This is a genomic window from Chryseomicrobium aureum, from assembly GCF_043182735.1.
GTDB classification, from domain to species: Bacteria; Bacillota; Bacilli; order Bacillales_A; family Planococcaceae; genus Chryseomicrobium; species Chryseomicrobium aureum.
Genome location: NZ_CP171117.1, coordinates 1,497,766 through 1,513,386, shown reverse-complemented (window position 1 = coordinate 1,513,386; position 15,621 = coordinate 1,497,766). Strand labels below are relative to the sequence as shown.

Here is a 15,621-nt window from a genome sequence, read left to right as displayed (position 1 = left end):
GTCTATCGTTTTTCACCAATTCATTTAGCCGGTACACTAGCTCGAAAGGGGGAATACGATGACTAAAGTACTGGCAGAAACTTTCGAATTAATTCGCGATGTGAATCAAGATGATAGACCGCGTGAGCGACTGATCCAGCAAGGAGCGCAAAGCCTTTCAAATCAAGAACTGCTTGCTATCCTATTGCGAACGGGAACAAAAGACCAATCGGTGCTTTCACTCTCAAACGAAATCTTGAAATACTTTGAACGAATCCATTACCTGAAAAACGCAACAATCGAAGAATTGACACAGATCAAAGGAGTTGGCCCCGTGAAAGCCGTGCAATTATTAGCAGCTGTGGAATTTGGAAGACGCTTGTCGGTACAAGACGTGCAAGACCGCGTGACAGTGCGCTCTCCGAAAGATGCTGCTGATTACATCAAACATGACCTCCATCACTTGATGCAGGAACATTTCATCATTTTATTTCTGAATGTCAAAAACCAAATCATCCATAAACAAACAATCTTTATCGGTGGACTGAGTGCATCCATTGTCCACCCAAGGGAAGTGTTCCGTGAAGCTATTAAGAAATCCTGCGCGTCTATTATTGCAGTTCACAATCACCCAAGTGGCAATCCAACACCTTCCCCAGAAGACATCGCTGTGACAAAACGCCTACGGGATGCTGGGCAGATCATGGGTATTGAGTTGCTCGACCATTTGATCATCGGGGACCATCAGTTCATAAGTCTCAAAGAAAAGGGGTACATGTGAGGCTGTATTATTTTCCATCTATCGTCTATAATGAACTTTATGACGTCACGTATGTGACAGCGATAGAAAGGAAGTTGGACCGTGTTTGGATTTGGAGCAAAAGATATTGGAATTGATTTAGGAACAGCAAATACACTTGTATTTATGAAGGGGAAGGGTATCGTCCTTCGTGAGCCTTCTGTAGTAGCTAAGAACACACAAACAAATGACATCGTAGCAGTTGGAGTTAACGCGCGTAATATGATCGGCCGTACACCAGGGTCAATCGTCGCAATTCGTCCAATGAAAGACGGTGTTATTGCTGACTTTGAAACAACTTCACGTATGATTGAAGACTTTATGAAAAAAGGCTTAAAAGCGGCAGGCTCTTCATGGAGCAAGCCAAATGTAATGATTTGTGTGCCTTACGGAATTACTTCTGTGGAGCAACGCGCAGTGATCGACGCAGCAAAACAAGCAGGTGCACGTGACGCTGTGACGATTGAAGAACCTTTTGCAGCAGCAATTGGTGCGAATCTACCGGTTTGGGAACCAACTGGATCAATGGTCGTCGATATTGGTGGAGGGACGACAGAAGTGGCTGTTATCTCTTTAGGAGGAATTGTAACAAGTGAATCGGTTCGCGTAGCGGGTGACGCTATGGACCAAGCAATCACAAGTTATATTCGTAAAATGTATAATTTGACGATTGGTGAACGTACTTCTGAAGCCATCAAAATGGAAATTGGTTCAGCACTAGTCATCGGTGATGAAGAAAAGATGGAAATTCGTGGTCGTGATTTGGTCACAGGACTTCCAAAAACAATCGAAATCACTTCAAAAGAAATTGCAGATGCACTGCGTGAGTCAATTACAACAATCATTGACGGTGTGAAACGTACACTTGAAAAAACTCCTCCTGAATTGTCTGCGGATATTATGGAACGCGGCATCATGTTAACAGGTGGCGGAGCACTTTTGAAGAACTTGGATAAAGTGATCAGCGACGAAACAAACATGCCTGTATTCATTGCTGAAGATCCACTTGATTGTGTAGCTGTCGGTACTGGCATGGCACTCGATCATTTAAATGATATTCGTAAACAACAACCACGTAGATAAGGAGACGTTACCATGCCATCACTATTTTCCGCTAAACGGCTGATTGCATTATTGGTGGGCATGATCGTTCTTGTGGTGTTAATCAGTTTTTCACTTCGTGATCGCGGCAACGCAAATATCGCGGAGTCATTGATAAAGGATGTCGTTGGTTTTGGTCAATCACTCGTTGCCAAACCAACGCATTTTGTCGTTGAACGTTATAAAAACATTGAAGATTTTCTCCATACATATGAAGAAAATGAGCGTTTGAAGGCACGCATCCAAGATTATGCCTCTGTTCAAGCCGAAGTCCAGCAACTCCAGCAAGAAAACGCGGAGTTAAAAGAGCTAGTCGGTGTGGAAGAGGACTTGAGCGATTATGAACCGATTCGCGCAACGGTTATCGCACGAAATCCCGATCAATGGGATGAGAAAATCATCTTAGATCGCGGAGCTGTCCATGGCGTCGAAGCCAACATGGCGGTCATGACAGCACAAGGTCTGATTGGAAAGGTCACACTTGTTACCAATCGCACCGCGACAGTTGAACTCGTCACTACACAAAATCCTAACAATCGTATTTCTGCTTTTGTAGCAGAAGACGAAACAATTTTTGGTTTGATTGAAGGCTATGATGAAGAACGCAGAGAGTTGATTCTGCGCCGCTTAGACACGAACGCAAATGTTGTGGAAGGTCAGAAAATCACGACATCCGGACTAGGAGGTATTTTCCCAAAAGGTATTTATATCGGAGAGGTGACTGAAGTCACGTCGGACGATCACGGACTGACGAAACTAGCGTATGTGAAGCCTGCAGACGATCTCTTGACGCTTAACCAAGTGATTATTGCTTCCCGCGCAATGCCTATGGTGTCAGGTGTAGACGGGCAAGTACAGGAAGAAGAAGTGGTCGAAGGAGAGGACAGCGAATGATTCGTGCTCTTGTCATCTTCGTCGCCATTTTTCTTTTTTACATGGAACCGATTTTCGGTCTATTGTCTCCTGTTAGCATAGGGCCTGAGTTTTATATTTTAGTTCCGCGCTTTCTGATTATTTACCTAGTGTTCGTAGCGATTTATTACAATCGCAAGCGTGCCATGTTGCTCGGTGTGATTTTTGGTCTCTTGTATGATGTGTTTTTCATTGATATTATTGGACTGTATAGCTTTATTTATCCGATTTTAATTTTCATCAGTGTATGGGTCATGCGATATGTGCATCTGAATATTTTCACGCTATCGTTCCTGTTGCTGTTGTTGCTTGCCGGACTAGAGTCTCTACTTTTCGTGTTCAACACGATTATCGGTTCGAGTGGTTTAGTATTTGATGAGTTTTTAAGATTGCGCCTCGTTCCGACGATGCTTGCAAACCTAGTATTTGTTGCCGCCACTGGCTGGTTTTTCAAATGGCTACTCGTCCAGCGTTATGAACAAAAATATCACGTAAACACATGATAGATGGGGTGAAGTGTTTGTCCAAACAACAAGGAATCACCATCCGAGGAACAAAAGATGGTCTTGTCATGCGGCTCGATGACCAGATGGGGTACCAAGAGCTTCTTGACGAACTCACAGTAAAACTAGCTGAAGAGGCGTTTGATGGTCAGGCGGAGATGACGATTCAACTCGGACATCGTTTTTTAACCGATGAGCAAAAGAAAGACGTCATTCAGTTGATCGAAAAAAGCAAAAAAATACGTATCACCAAAGTGCAAAGTGAAGTCATGACGGTTGAAGAATGCAATCAACGTCTGGTTGAAAAGCAATCGGAGACCTATGTCGGCATTGTGCGTTCCGGCCAAATCGTTCGCGCGGAGGGAGACCTCGTCGTAATTGGGGACATCAACCCGAATGGACGTGTCATTGCTGGAGGAAACATCTATGTTCTCGGAAGACTCAAGGGCATTGCTCATGCAGGCGTAAATGGTAACCGAGCAGCAGTTATCGCAGCAAGCTGGCTAGAGGCGACGCATTTGCAGATTGACGATGTACTTGAAACGATGACAGACGAGCTTACAGTCTTGTCTGAGCATCCGGAAATGGAATGTGCGTATTTACATACAACAGGGAAGTTGGTTATCGACCGACTCCAAGAATTAAGACGGATTCGTCCGGACATCTCGACGTTTAAAGGAGGAAGCTAATGTGGGACAAGCGATCGTAATTACTTCAGGTAAAGGGGGCGTTGGTAAAACAACATCGACGGCCAACCTGGGAACTGCATTGGCTTTACAAGGCAAGAAAGTGTGTCTTGTAGATACAGATATCGGTCTTCGCAATTTAGATGTAGTCCTCGGACTTGAAAACCGGATCATCTATGATTTAGTGGACGTAGTCGAAGGGCGCTGTAAGGTGCACCAAGCACTCGTCAAAGATAAACGCTTCGATGACAAGCTATTCTTGCTACCGGCTGCTCAAACAGCGGACAAGCATGCGGTGTCTCCGGAGCAAATGAAAGAATTAATTGCTGAATTAAAGCAAGACTATGACTACATTTTGATTGACTGCCCAGCTGGAATCGAGCAAGGCTACAAAAATGCAGTCGCAGGTGCTGATCAAGCAATCGTTGTTACCACTCCAGAAATCTCAGCTGTGCGCGACGCGGACCGTATTATCGGTCTACTTGAGCAAGAACCAAACTTAGAGCCACCCAAACTGATCATCAACCGCATTCGCCAACATCTGATGGATAAAGGTGAAGCGCTCGATGTCAACGAAATCACAACACATCTGTCTATCGATTTACTCGGAATCGTGGCAGACGACGAGCGCGTAATCAGTTCATCGAATAAAGGTGAACCGATTGTGATGGACCCGACTCAAAAGGCATCACAAGGCTACCGCAACATTGCCCGCCGCATCTTAGGTGAGTCAGTGCCATTGATGTCGATGAATGACTCTAAAGGCGGCGTCTTCTCGAAACTCAAATCGATTTTCGGAAAATAATAAAACTCCTGGGGTTGTCTCAAATCACTAGTTAACTTAGTGAAGGACAACCCCAGGGGTTATTTCAGAATGAAGCATGTAAATCAAGAAGCGCGCATACTGTAGTACAAAAAGGGGATTTCCCATGACGCGATTACAGTGGAAGGAACATTGTAAAAGTACTTACTTGTACCACCGTATTCGAAGATTATGTGAAGCCAATTTATTTTGCCACGTACTGTCTTTTTGGTATATATGCATACACAAAATTGATGGAATTGAACTTCTTTCCGCTCATCATTTGGATTGTGCTTGGAATTGAAAATTATAAGGTGAACAAGTCTTGACTCTCACCCTGTAATTATGCTATTCTATTGGATGTTAGTCTTTGTAGCACCTGTGGCTGCAACCGCTCTGAGAAGGTACAAGAATTCCCTCGGGAATCACCTGATGGCAGGCGAGTCTAAGTATATGAGGAGGTGCAGGAATATGTACGCAATTATTGAAACTGGTGGTAAACAAATCAAAGTTGAGGCTGGTCAAGAGATCTACATCGAGAAATTGAATGTAGACGCTGATGAGACTGTAACATTTGATAAAGTTTTATTCGTTGGTGGGAACGATGTGAAAGTTGGAGCTCCATTCGTGGAAGGCGCAACTGTAACAGCGAAAGCCGTGAAGAATGGTAAAGCTAAGAAAATTACTGTCTTCAAATACAAAGCGAAGAAAAACTACCGTAAAAAGCAAGGTCACCGTCAACCGTACACGAAATTAGTAGTTGACGCAATCAACCTATAATCATGATTCGTGTTGAGTTCAACCGAACGGATGCAGGGAAGATTCAGTCATTTTCGATGTCCGGCCATGCTGAATTCGATGACTCAGGTAAAGATCTTGTCTGTGCAGGAGCTTCGGCTGTTGCATTTGGCGCTGTGAATTCTCTTTTTGAGAACGCTCAGATCGAACCGATCATTGACCTAGGACAGGACGGAGGCTATTTAGCCGTCGAGCTTCCTCTACTAGAGGATGAGATGACGATGTTGAAAGTTGAAATCATACTCGAAACACTTCGTACATCACTCGAAACGATAGAAAAAGATTATGGTCAGTATATAAAAATATCCTATAACTAAACAGGTGGTGAGACACATGTTAAGATTAGATCTTCAGTTTTTCGCATCGAAAAAGGGAGTAGGTTCGACTAAAAACGGTCGTGACTCTCAATCTAAACGCCTTGGCGCAAAACGCGCTGATGGTCAATTCGTATCTGGTGGTTCAATCCTTTACCGTCAACGCGGTACAAAGATTCACCCAGGTGAAAACGTAGGCCGTGGTGGTGACGATACACTTTTCGCTAAAGTTGATGGAGTAGTTCGTTTCGAGCGCTTCGGACGCGACAAGAAAAAAGTGAGCGTATACCCAACAGCTCAAGAAGCATAAGCTTATCTGTTTAAAGGACTGCACTTGCAGTCCTTTTTATTTTGCTGACTGTGCACATGGAGTGGAATTTATCTGCGTATGAAGGGTATAATAAAGACACCTTAGCTGTGGAGTGGATGAATGTGAAAGAACAATTGGAATTGAATGAAGTATTGCGCGCAGTCAATCACGATACATTAAATCGGCTCCAGGTGATGCAGATGAATCTTGACCTTGGCCGTACGGAAGAGGTCCGTCGGCTGATTGAAGAGTATTCGCTCCGTTGCCAATATTTCTTTCGACTAAACAATGCGGGTTTTATGCAAACGAACAATTGGTTAGAGACGATTCATATGTATCATCCGGAGCTGAAAGCGACCTATGAAGTCGCAGGGACCGAGAAAGCGACACCAGCGCAGGATATGGAATTAGTAGAGATGTTCCAAGTATTCGTCCTACAAATGAAACAGCGATTTACCGGGTATCACGATCAGCTCATGCATGTGCTATTTTGCATGGATGCACCACTTGAAATTCATATTCAATTTGTGGGGAGCTGGACGGACCTTCAAGGAATCTCGTGTGAACGAGATGCAGAATTTTCAACAGAAGTACTGGAATATACAAAAACCTCTCTGAAACTAAAGCTAGTGGCTAGACGAGGACAGGAGTGAGAACATGTTTGTCGATCACGTAAAGATTTATATTAAAGGTGGAGACGGCGGAGACGGTATGGTTGCCTTTCGTCGTGAAAAGTATGTACCAAACGGGGGACCTGCTGGTGGAGACGGTGGACGCGGAGGAAATGTAATTTTTGAAGTCGAAGAAGGCTTACGTACATTAATGGATTTCCGTTTCAAACGTCACTTTAAAGCAGACCGTGGGGAGCACGGAGCAACAAAAGGTATGCACGGGCGCGGAGCAGACGATATGATCGTCAAAGTTCCACCGGGTACAGTCATCATCAATGAAGAAACTGGCGATATCCTTGCTGACTTAGTCGAGCATGGCCAGCAAAAAACAATTGCCAAAGGCGGACGCGGTGGACGTGGAAACATTCGTTTTGCGACACCACAAAATCCAGCTCCTGAGCTTTCTGAAAAAGGGGAACCAGGGCAAGAGTTGAACGTTATCTTAGAATTAAAAGTATTAGCAGACGTAGGACTCGTCGGCTTCCCAAGCGTTGGAAAATCAACACTATTGTCTGTAGTGTCTGCAGCGAAACCAAAAATCGGTGCTTACCACTTCACAACGATTGTACCGAATCTTGGTATGGTCGATATGGAAAACAACAAGAGCTTCGTCATGGCCGACCTTCCTGGTCTGATCGAAGGGGCATCTGAAGGTGTCGGTCTTGGTCACCAGTTCCTTAAGCACATTGAACGTACACGTGTTATCGTGCACGTCATCGATATGTCCGGAATGGAAGGACGCGATCCATACGAAGACTATTTAACAATCAATGAAGAATTGAAAAACTACAATCTTCGTTTGACAGAACGCCAACAAATTATTGTAGCAAACAAGATGGATATGCCAGACGCAGAAGAAAATCTGCAAGAGTTCAAACAAAAAATTGGCGAAGACGTGAAAATCTTCCCGATCTCTGCAGTATCTCGTCAAGGATTGCAACCACTATTGTATGCCATCTCAGAAACGCTAGAAACAGCGCCTGAGTACCCATTACATGAAGTGGTGGAAGAAGCATCTGACAAGTCTGTTCTTTACAAGCACGAAGCGTCTCGTGATGCATTCGTGATCACACGCGATGATGACGGCGCATTCGTCTTATCTGGTGGCACTGTAGAGCGCGTCTTCAAGATGACTGACTTCTCTCGTGAAGAGTCAATCCGTCGCTTTGCACGTCAATTGCGCGGTATGGGAATTGATGATGCTCTTCGTGAGCGCGGTGCAAAAGATGGCGATACTGTCCGTTTACTTGAATTTGAATTCGAATTTATTGAATAGCACAACTGAAAGCACCCAATTCGGGTGCTTTCCCTACATATAGAGTGAAAAGAAAGGCGGAGTCAATGTGAAGGATGTAACCAATCAGCATTTTTATTTAGTGCGCGAAGATGTATTGACAGAAGCGATGCAGAAAACGTTAGAAGCGAAGGCCCTTCTGCAAACAGGAAAAGTGAATTCAATCTGGGACGCGGTGAAAGAAGTGGATTTGTCGAGAAGTGCATTCTACAAATACCGAGATGCCGTCTTTCCATTCCATTCGATCGTACAAGAACGCATCCTTACGGTATTCTTACAATTAGAAGACCGTGAAGGGACGCTGGCACGTCTTTTGCAACTAGTCGCAGATAGCCAGTGTAACGTATTGACGATTCACCAAACGATTCCGATCCAGGGTCGCGCGAGTGTAACACTCTCCCTCGACGTGACAGCCATGAGCAAAGACATCAATGAGTTTCTCGCTGAAATGAAGCGACTTGATTTCGTGGAAGCAGCGGACGTCATCAGTTCGGGGGCGTTCTAATGACAGGAATTGCTTATCTTGGACCGGAAGCATCGTTTACGCATCTTGCAGCGAAATCCATTTATCCAGCAGATTCACTCGTTCCGATGCGCACGATTCCTGAATGCATTGAGGCAGTGTCTCAGCAAAAAGCTAGTCTTGCTGTCGTTCCTGTTGAAAATGCACTAGAGGGAACAGTGCCGCTTACGATTGATTATTTGTTCCATGAAGCGGACGTCTACATACAAGCAGAAATTTTAGCGCCTATTGCCCAACATCTAATGGTGCACCCGGATCACGTGAAGCATTGGGACCGCGTAGAGACGATTTATTCGCATCCTCATGCGCTAGCACAGTGCCACAAGTATTTGTCCTATCGATTATCGAACGTGCCAACTGAACAGTACTCGTCGACTGCCGCTGCAGCGAAGTTGTGTGCAGAGCATCCGGAACTTGCAATTGCTGCGATTGCCAATGAGACAGCTGCGCATGAATACGGGCTCGTAATCGTCGAACGTGACATCCACGATTTTCATTTCAATCACACGCGCTTTTTGGTGCTTGGCTCTAAGAAGGATCGGTTGGAACGACCAACAAAAAAAGAGCAGATCAAAACAACATGGATGCTAAAGCTCCCACAAGACGACCGTCCTGGAATTTTGCATCAAGTGTTGTCCGTCTTTGCATGGCGCCGATTGAACTTGAGTAAAATCGAATCGCGTCCGCTGAAGACAGGTCTCGGCCATTACTTTTTCATTGTCGATATTCTCGAAGAAGAGGACCATATCATGATGAAGGGGGCAGCGGAAGAATTGACGTTCCTTGGCTGCACGGTCAAAACACTCGGATCCTATTACACGTACGAAACAGAAAGTGAATAAGCTTTCCTCAACCCAGCCGCGTGCTGGGTTTTTTGGTGTTTAGTTTCCTGCGAGTTCCCAATTGGTGCCTGTCACCATTTGGGAGTGATTTCCATTTGGTGACAGGCACCGGATTGACAGGCACCGGATTGACAGGCACCGGATTGTCGGCTCCACATCTTAATGAAATCGAGTTCCGAACGCCAGAAACACACTCCGGAATCAGCCGCACCCGCAAAGGCTGAAGACCGCCTTCACGGGCACGTCTGATTTCCTCGGAGTTTCTAGAGTGGCGTTCTTCACATCTAAACAAATAATAATATTATGGAAACTAATTTCACCTCATAACAAAAACCAGCCCGAAAGCTGGTCTGCAACAGTTTAATTCTCAATCAGATACCCTTTTATTCGTAATGCATCCTTAGCTGCATCGATTTTCTCCTGGCTGTCTGCAGACAACCAGTGCAAGTGTGTCCCGTCCGTCATCTCTAACAGCAGAGTGGCATTGTTTTCTTTGATCTGCGTCATAAAAGTCGTAATCTCGTTCCGGTTCGAAACTTGCACTTGCGCAGAGATTTCCCCGTAAACCGGATGCTCGATGGTCACATCATCCACTGTGACGCCACAATCAACAATGGTTTGTAACTCATCCATTGTATTTTCGGGTAAGTGGAAACACACGACGCGTTCGCGTACCTTTCCCTCACCAGGTGATTCACTAAAGAGGATGTACCCTTGACTGGTCGCTAAAATTGGGTGGCCTGCTACTTTTAGAAGATTGATGTCATTTACAATGACTTGCCGACTGACGTTTGCTTCTTCCGCGAGTGCAGCACCTTTTACTGCGATTCCATGCTCCTCAAGCTTTTGTAAAATCCATTCTCTTCTTTGTTCTCCCTTTTTCCGCATGTAAAATCCCCCGCATCCAGCTATTTGCTCATAGTTTACCACGGCCATCCTTTTTTTTCATGTCACAATTTCAATTTCATTGCATACGATGTAAAGAAATGAAAAAAGGAGCATCGTATGGGTACCAAAACGTTCTGTATCCGCCGGGCCATCTTACATGCCACTACCTGATATGGATATGCCTGAGATAGAACCGGGGTGGCAATTGCGCATCACAATTATTGATTGGTCGAGAAGGTATAAAGCTGATCGACTTCGATCTTGCGAGTTATACAGACCCCGATGATGAATGGATTTTATTGATGCAGCGTTTTCTTCCGTTTGCCGATTACAACCTGCAACTACTGGTCGCTGAAAATCCGGATTTTTTGCGTATTATTGAAGAGTAACCTTCGAGCTTGCGGTATCCGAACGAATTGTTCCGCGAATGGCTTGCCTACTTAACTAAACCCCATGTGAAAAACAAGAACGTTTGTTGGCATTTACGGGGAAAGCGATAGAAAATCACCGGAAACTATGGTATGATAAGTAACATGAAAAAGCTCGTGATGGCCGCTACTCTTTAGCGGCCTTCTTTGTTGAGTAAGAAAAGAGGATGCGCCATGTACGACTACATAAAAGGCGAAGTTGCACGGATTACACCAGAATACATCGTCATTGATCGTGACGGTCTTGGGTTTCAGATTCTCACACCGAATCCGTTCCGTTTTCAAGTGGGATCAGCAGAACTTGTTTATACCTATTTGCAAGTGCGCGAAGATATCCAGCAATTGATTGGCTTCAAAACGCTTTCCGAGCGGGAATTGTTTCGAAAGTTAATCCAAGTAACAGGGATCGGACCTAAAGGGGCGCTTGCCATTTTAGCAAGTGGACAGCCAGACCAAGTCATCGGTGCGATCGAACGAGAAGACGATGCGTTTTTAGTCAAGTTTCCGGGAGTCGGCAAAAAGACGGCACGCCAAATTATCTTGGACTTGAAAGGGAAACTTCATGACCTTGCCGATGAAGAAATTGTTGGGGGCTTATTTGAAGTTGAAGAAGAGGAAGGGACTGGCAATCAGTCACTTGATGAGGCTTTGCAAGCCCTCACTGCTCTTGGCTATTCTGAGCGAGAGTTGAAGAAAATCACACCACGTCTTGAAGAGCTTGAAGGCGAAACAACCGATGCGATTATGAAAAAAGCACTGCAGTTACTGTTTGGCAGTTAGGAGGGATGAGCTGTGACAGATCGAGTGATTACAAGTGATGCGACACAATTTGATGAACCGTTTGAAGAGACTTTGCGCCCGGATACATTAAGCTCGTATATTGGCCAAAATCAAATCAAAGAAAACTTGAGCATCTTCATCCAAGCAGCAAAACTTCGAGAAGAGAGTCTAGATCACGTATTGCTTTATGGACCTCCAGGCCTTGGAAAAACAACGCTCGCAGCTGTAATTGCGAATGAGATGGGCGTGCAAATAAGAATGACCAGTGGACCTGCTATTGAGCGTCCTGGTGACTTAGCGGCCATCGTGAGTGCTTTAGAACCCGGTGATGTTTTGTTTATCGATGAGATTCACCGTTTGAATCGAGCGATTGAAGAAGTCTTATATCCTGCGATGGAAGACTTCTGTTTAGATATTGTCGTAGGAAAAGGGCCAACTGCAAAATCGATTCGTCTGGATCTGCCTCCCTTTACATTAGTCGGAGCTACAACACGTGCAGGGTCCTTGTCTGCGCCACTCCGCGATCGTTTTGGTGTGTTGTCTCGTCTTGAGTATTACGATGAAGCAGCACTCACTGAAATCGTTCTGAGGAGCAGTCGTTTATTCCAAGCAGAGATCGACCCACGTGCAGCGAGTGAAATTGCGCGACGTTCTCGAGGGACACCACGTATCGCAAACCGTTTACTTAAACGTGTACGTGATTATGCACAAGTGCGCGGGGACGGAAGAATTACGGAGAGTCTCGCGAATGAAGCTTTAGAATTGTTGCAAGTCGACCGACGTGGTCTCGACCACATCGATCATAAGCTTGTACGTGCTATGGCAGAGCGCTTTCGAGGAGGTCCAGTTGGGCTTGATACGTTAGCCGCGAGTGCTGGGGAAGAATCTGCTACTATAGAAGAAGTGTACGAACCATACTTACTACAAATCGGTTTTATCCAACGAACGCCTCGAGGTCGAGTTTTAACACATCTTGCCTACGAGCACCTTGGGTTGCCGTTACCAGAATGATAGAAGAGGACGTTGATTATGAGAGTTGAAGATTTTGATTTCCATTTGCCAGAGGAACTCATCGCACAGACCCCTCTAGCAGACCGGACAAGTAGCAAGTTACTGATTGCTGACTATCCGAACAATGCCGTGCAGCACACTACATTTGCATCGGTACTTGATGAACTACGTCAAGGAGATTGCTTGATTTTAAACGATACGAAGGTAATGCCTGCTCGTTTGATGGGCGTAAAAGAAGAGACGGGTGCTTCTGTTGAAGTCCTCCTTTTAACACAACTTGAAGACGATGAGTGGGAGACTCTTGTGAAGCCTGCAAAACGCGTGAAGATTGGTACAGTCATTTCTTTTGGAGATGGCTTATTAACAGCCACGTGTACAGGAATTAAAGACCACGGCGGACGCCTGTTTCAGATGGCGTATGAGGGGGTCTTTTTTGAGGTGCTCGATCAGCTTGGGGAAATGCCATTACCTCCGTATATCCATGAGAAATTAAAAGACCGTGACCGGTATCAGACGGTGTACGCGAAAGAGCAAGGGTCAGCTGCAGCACCGACTGCTGGTCTTCATTTTACGACAGAGCTACTACAAGCTGCGGCAGACAAAGGTGTAAAGATTGGCTATGTAACATTGCACGTAGGTCTGGGAACTTTCCGACCGGTCAGTGTGGACTCGATTGAGAACCACGAGATGCATGCGGAATTTTACCGTCTTCCAAAGCAGACAGCAGACTTGATCAATGAAACAAAAGCAGCAGGCGGACGCATTGTAGCCGTCGGAACGACATCGACGCGCACACTTGAATCTGTTGCGAAAAAGTTTGATGGAGAGTTAAAAGAAGACAGTGATTGGACGTCTATCTTTATTTTCCCAGGGTTCGAGTTTCAAGTGATCGATGCGATGATTACAAACTTCCACTTGCCGAAATCGACACTCGTGATGCTTGTCAGTGCACTGACGAGCCGTGAATTCATATTAAACGCTTATCAAGAAGCGATTGATCAGCGCTACCGTTTCTTCAGTTTTGGAGATGCGATGCTGATCAAAGGAAAGGATTTTAGATGACAGCGATACGCTACGAACTACTAAAAAAAGATAAACAGACAGGTGCACGACTAGGTATCGTCCACACGCCACATGGGTCGTTTGAAACACCGACATTTATGCCGGTTGGAACGCAAGCGACGGTCAAGACGATGTCTCCAGAAGAAATTAAAGGAATGGCTGCAGGAATCATTCTGAGCAACACGTACCATTTATGGTTACGTCCTGGCCACGATATCATTCGTGAAGCGGGCGGCTTGCACAAGTTCATGAACTGGGACCGTGCGATTTTAACAGACTCGGGTGGCTTCCAAGTATTCAGTCTGAGTGACATGCGAAAGATTGAAGAGGAAGGTGTTCACTTCCGCAATCATTTAAACGGTGACAAGTTATTCTTGAGCCCTGAAAAGTCAATGGAAGTACAAAATGCACTTGGTTCTGACATCATGATGGCGTTTGATGAGTGCCCGCCGTACCCAGCTTCTCACGAGTACATGAAAGCGTCAGTTGAGCGCACGTCTCGTTGGGCAGAACGTTGTATGACCGCCCACACAAATACAGACAACCAAGGATTGTTCGGCATCATTCAAGGTGGCGAGTATGAAGATCTTCGTCGTCAATCAGCGCAAGATATTATTTCACTCGATTTCCCAGGGTATGCAATCGGTGGTTTGTCCGTTGGAGAACCAAAAGACGTCATGAACCGCGTTCTTGAGTTCACAACGCCTTTAATGCCAGACAACAAGCCGCGTTATTTAATGGGTGTTGGATCACCAGACTCATTGATTGACGGAGCGATTCGTGGTGTCGATATGTTTGATTGTGTTCTTCCGACGCGTATTGCCCGTAACGGCACGATGTTTACGAAAAAAGGCCGTCTAGTAATCAAAGGTGCAAAATTTGCACGTGACTTTGGACCGGTTGATGAGACGTGCGATTGTTATACGTGCAAAAACTATTCACGCGCGTATTTACGTCATTTGTTCAAAGCGGATGAAACATTTGGTCTGCGTTTGGCATCGACACACAATCTACATTTCTTGATGAACCTTATGAAAGACGTGCGTCAAGCGATTCGTGAAGACCGTTTGCTCGACTTCAAAGAAGAGTTCTTTGAAGAATACGGGTACAACAAACCGAATGCAAAAAACTTTTAATTCGAGTATAATTAGATAGATTGAGTGAAAGGGGGAATTTTAGAGATGGAAACATTGATAGGCTTATTACCTATTATCGCGATGTTTGCTGTGATGTGGTTCTTCATCATTCGACCAGCACAGAAACGTCAAAAAGCGACAGCGACGATGCAAAACAACTTAAAGCGTGGTGACCAAGTAATCACGGTTGGTGGTTTACATGGAACGATCGATGCGCTTGACGATACAACTGTATTTGTTACAGTGGCAGACGGTACACGTCTTCAGTTCGAGAAAGTGGCAATCGGCCGCGTAGTTGAATAACAAGCAGACCTTACGACAATTTTGTTCGTAAGGTTTTTTTGTTGGGTAAACCCCCTACGACCAGGTCACCATTTTCGAAAAGACATTTGACACATCCTTCATAAATAGATACGATTTTACCTACTACCACAAACTATGAGCGGACAGACAAATTATGCACAGGAGGAAACCATATGGACAAAGGGGAGCAAGCATTGTTCAACAAAGTAGAGATGGTGCTCGACAGTAAAGTGAGTGAATTTGAACTGTATCACTTTACGACAATCACCAAAGAAGACCTTTGGGACTTTGCGAAATTAAAATTTTGGAAGAAAAAACGGCTCGACGAACTGCCATTGCATCAAATCATTTCGGATATTTATGCGATTTCACCTTCTACCTATATGTCAGTCTCACAGATTCAACAATTTAAAAGTGAAAACTGGTTCTCTGAATTAAAAAAAGAAGATTTAGAAAAATTGCTCAATCCGCGCTAATCA

At 45.0% G+C, this 15,621-nt stretch carries 20 protein-coding genes and 1 other annotated feature; of the genes, 19 read left to right on the top strand and 1 reads right to left on the bottom strand.

Annotation, left to right across the window (positions count from 1 at the left end; all coding sequences use genetic code 11):
• The first annotated feature begins 58 nt into the window (after window positions 1-58).
• From radC to pheA, 13 genes are all read left to right on the top strand, one after another.
• On the top strand, window positions 59-760 hold the full coding sequence (radC, locus tag ACF3OH_RS07970) for a DNA repair protein RadC (RefSeq protein WP_392453975.1): 702 nt from the start codon (window positions 59-61) through the stop codon (window positions 758-760).
• An 81-nt stretch (window positions 761-841) separates the two neighbouring features.
• A complete protein-coding gene (locus ACF3OH_RS07965; RefSeq protein ID WP_204590276.1) occupies window positions 842-1,861 on the top strand; it encodes a rod shape-determining protein in 1,020 nt (339 codons plus the stop codon).
• A gap of 12 nt (window positions 1,862-1,873) precedes the next feature.
• Window positions 1,874-2,773, top strand: coding sequence for a rod shape-determining protein MreC (gene mreC / locus ACF3OH_RS07960; protein ID WP_204590275.1), 900 nt, complete (start codon window positions 1,874-1,876; stop codon window positions 2,771-2,773).
• The gene (gene mreD / locus ACF3OH_RS07955) at window positions 2,770-3,294 is read left to right on the top strand and encodes a rod shape-determining protein MreD (RefSeq protein WP_204590274.1); all 525 of its coding nucleotides are present in this window, start codon (window positions 2,770-2,772) and stop codon (window positions 3,292-3,294) included. The genes mreC and mreD overlap by 4 nt, the downstream gene beginning before the upstream one ends.
• A 17-nt stretch (window positions 3,295-3,311) precedes the next feature.
• Window positions 3,312-3,983, top strand: coding sequence for a septum site-determining protein MinC (gene minC, locus ACF3OH_RS07950; protein WP_204590273.1), 672 nt, complete (start codon window positions 3,312-3,314; stop codon window positions 3,981-3,983).
• 1 nt (window position 3,984) lies between these two features.
• Entirely contained in the window at window positions 3,985-4,785 is an 801-nt protein-coding gene (minD, locus tag ACF3OH_RS07945) for a septum site-determining protein MinD (protein WP_204590272.1), read from the top strand.
• A 376-nt stretch (window positions 4,786-5,161) separates the two neighbouring features.
• Window positions 5,162-5,239 (top strand) — a sequence feature (ribosomal protein L21 leader region).
• A gap of 14 nt (window positions 5,240-5,253) precedes the next feature.
• The gene (gene rplU / locus ACF3OH_RS07940; RefSeq protein ID WP_204590271.1) at window positions 5,254-5,562 is read left to right on the top strand and encodes a 50S ribosomal protein L21; all 309 of its coding nucleotides are present in this window, start codon (window positions 5,254-5,256) and stop codon (window positions 5,560-5,562) included.
• A 2-nt stretch (window positions 5,563-5,564) separates the two neighbouring features.
• Window positions 5,565-5,897, top strand: a complete 333-nt coding sequence (locus ACF3OH_RS07935) for a ribosomal-processing cysteine protease Prp (RefSeq protein ID WP_204590270.1) — start codon at window positions 5,565-5,567, stop codon at window positions 5,895-5,897.
• A gap of 16 nt (window positions 5,898-5,913) precedes the next feature.
• Complete coding sequence (rpmA, locus tag ACF3OH_RS07930; RefSeq protein WP_094944214.1) at window positions 5,914-6,204, top strand: 50S ribosomal protein L27; 291 nt, start codon at window positions 5,914-5,916, stop codon at window positions 6,202-6,204.
• A gap of 56 nt (window positions 6,205-6,260) precedes the next feature.
• Window positions 6,261-6,857 carry a Spo0B domain-containing protein gene (locus ACF3OH_RS07925; RefSeq protein ID WP_392453974.1) on the top strand — a complete coding sequence of 199 codons (597 nt, stop codon included), beginning with the start codon at window positions 6,261-6,263 and terminating at the stop codon, window positions 6,855-6,857.
• 4 nt (window positions 6,858-6,861) lie between these two features.
• Window positions 6,862-8,151, top strand: a complete 1,290-nt coding sequence (gene obgE, locus ACF3OH_RS07920) for a GTPase ObgE (RefSeq protein ID WP_204590268.1) — start codon at window positions 6,862-6,864, stop codon at window positions 8,149-8,151.
• A 67-nt stretch (window positions 8,152-8,218) separates the two neighbouring features.
• On the top strand, window positions 8,219-8,674 hold the full coding sequence (locus tag ACF3OH_RS07915; RefSeq protein ID WP_204590267.1) for an ACT domain-containing protein: 456 nt from the start codon (window positions 8,219-8,221) through the stop codon (window positions 8,672-8,674).
• Window positions 8,674-9,534 (top strand): prephenate dehydratase, encoded by an 861-nt coding sequence (gene pheA / locus ACF3OH_RS07910; RefSeq protein ID WP_392453973.1) that lies wholly within the window; start codon window positions 8,674-8,676, stop codon window positions 9,532-9,534. Before ACF3OH_RS07915 ends, pheA begins: the two co-directional genes overlap by 1 nt.
• A 360-nt stretch (window positions 9,535-9,894) precedes the next feature.
• Here the strand turns inward: pheA and ACF3OH_RS07905 are convergent, their stop codons facing one another.
• Window positions 9,895-10,422 (bottom strand): transcription repressor NadR, encoded by a 528-nt coding sequence (locus ACF3OH_RS07905; RefSeq protein WP_204590265.1) that lies wholly within the window; start codon window positions 10,420-10,422, stop codon window positions 9,895-9,897.
• A gap of 602 nt (window positions 10,423-11,024) precedes the next feature.
• Here ACF3OH_RS07905 and ruvA point away from each other — a divergent pair.
• The 6 genes from ruvA to ACF3OH_RS07875 all read left to right on the top strand — a co-directional run bounded on the left by ruvA (window position 11,025) and on the right by ACF3OH_RS07875 (window position 15,618).
• On the top strand, window positions 11,025-11,630 hold the full coding sequence (ruvA, locus tag ACF3OH_RS07900) for a Holliday junction branch migration protein RuvA (protein ID WP_392453972.1): 606 nt from the start codon (window positions 11,025-11,027) through the stop codon (window positions 11,628-11,630).
• A gap of 12 nt (window positions 11,631-11,642) precedes the next feature.
• A complete protein-coding gene (gene ruvB / locus ACF3OH_RS07895; protein WP_204590261.1) occupies window positions 11,643-12,641 on the top strand; it encodes a Holliday junction branch migration DNA helicase RuvB in 999 nt (332 codons plus the stop codon).
• Window positions 12,642-12,659: 18 nt separating this feature from the next.
• Window positions 12,660-13,703 carry a tRNA preQ1(34) S-adenosylmethionine ribosyltransferase-isomerase QueA gene (gene queA / locus ACF3OH_RS07890; RefSeq protein WP_392453970.1) on the top strand — a complete coding sequence of 348 codons (1,044 nt, stop codon included), beginning with the start codon at window positions 12,660-12,662 and terminating at the stop codon, window positions 13,701-13,703.
• A complete protein-coding gene (gene tgt, locus ACF3OH_RS07885; protein ID WP_392453969.1) occupies window positions 13,700-14,839 on the top strand; it encodes a tRNA guanosine(34) transglycosylase Tgt in 1,140 nt (379 codons plus the stop codon). The genes queA and tgt overlap by 4 nt, the downstream gene beginning before the upstream one ends.
• Window positions 14,840-14,884: 45 nt before the next feature.
• A complete protein-coding gene (gene yajC / locus ACF3OH_RS07880) occupies window positions 14,885-15,142 on the top strand; it encodes a preprotein translocase subunit YajC (protein ID WP_204590258.1) in 258 nt (85 codons plus the stop codon).
• Window positions 15,143-15,315: 173 nt separating this feature from the next.
• Complete coding sequence (locus tag ACF3OH_RS07875; protein ID WP_204590257.1) at window positions 15,316-15,618, top strand: post-transcriptional regulator; 303 nt, start codon at window positions 15,316-15,318, stop codon at window positions 15,616-15,618.
• Window positions 15,619-15,621 lie beyond the last annotated feature (3 nt).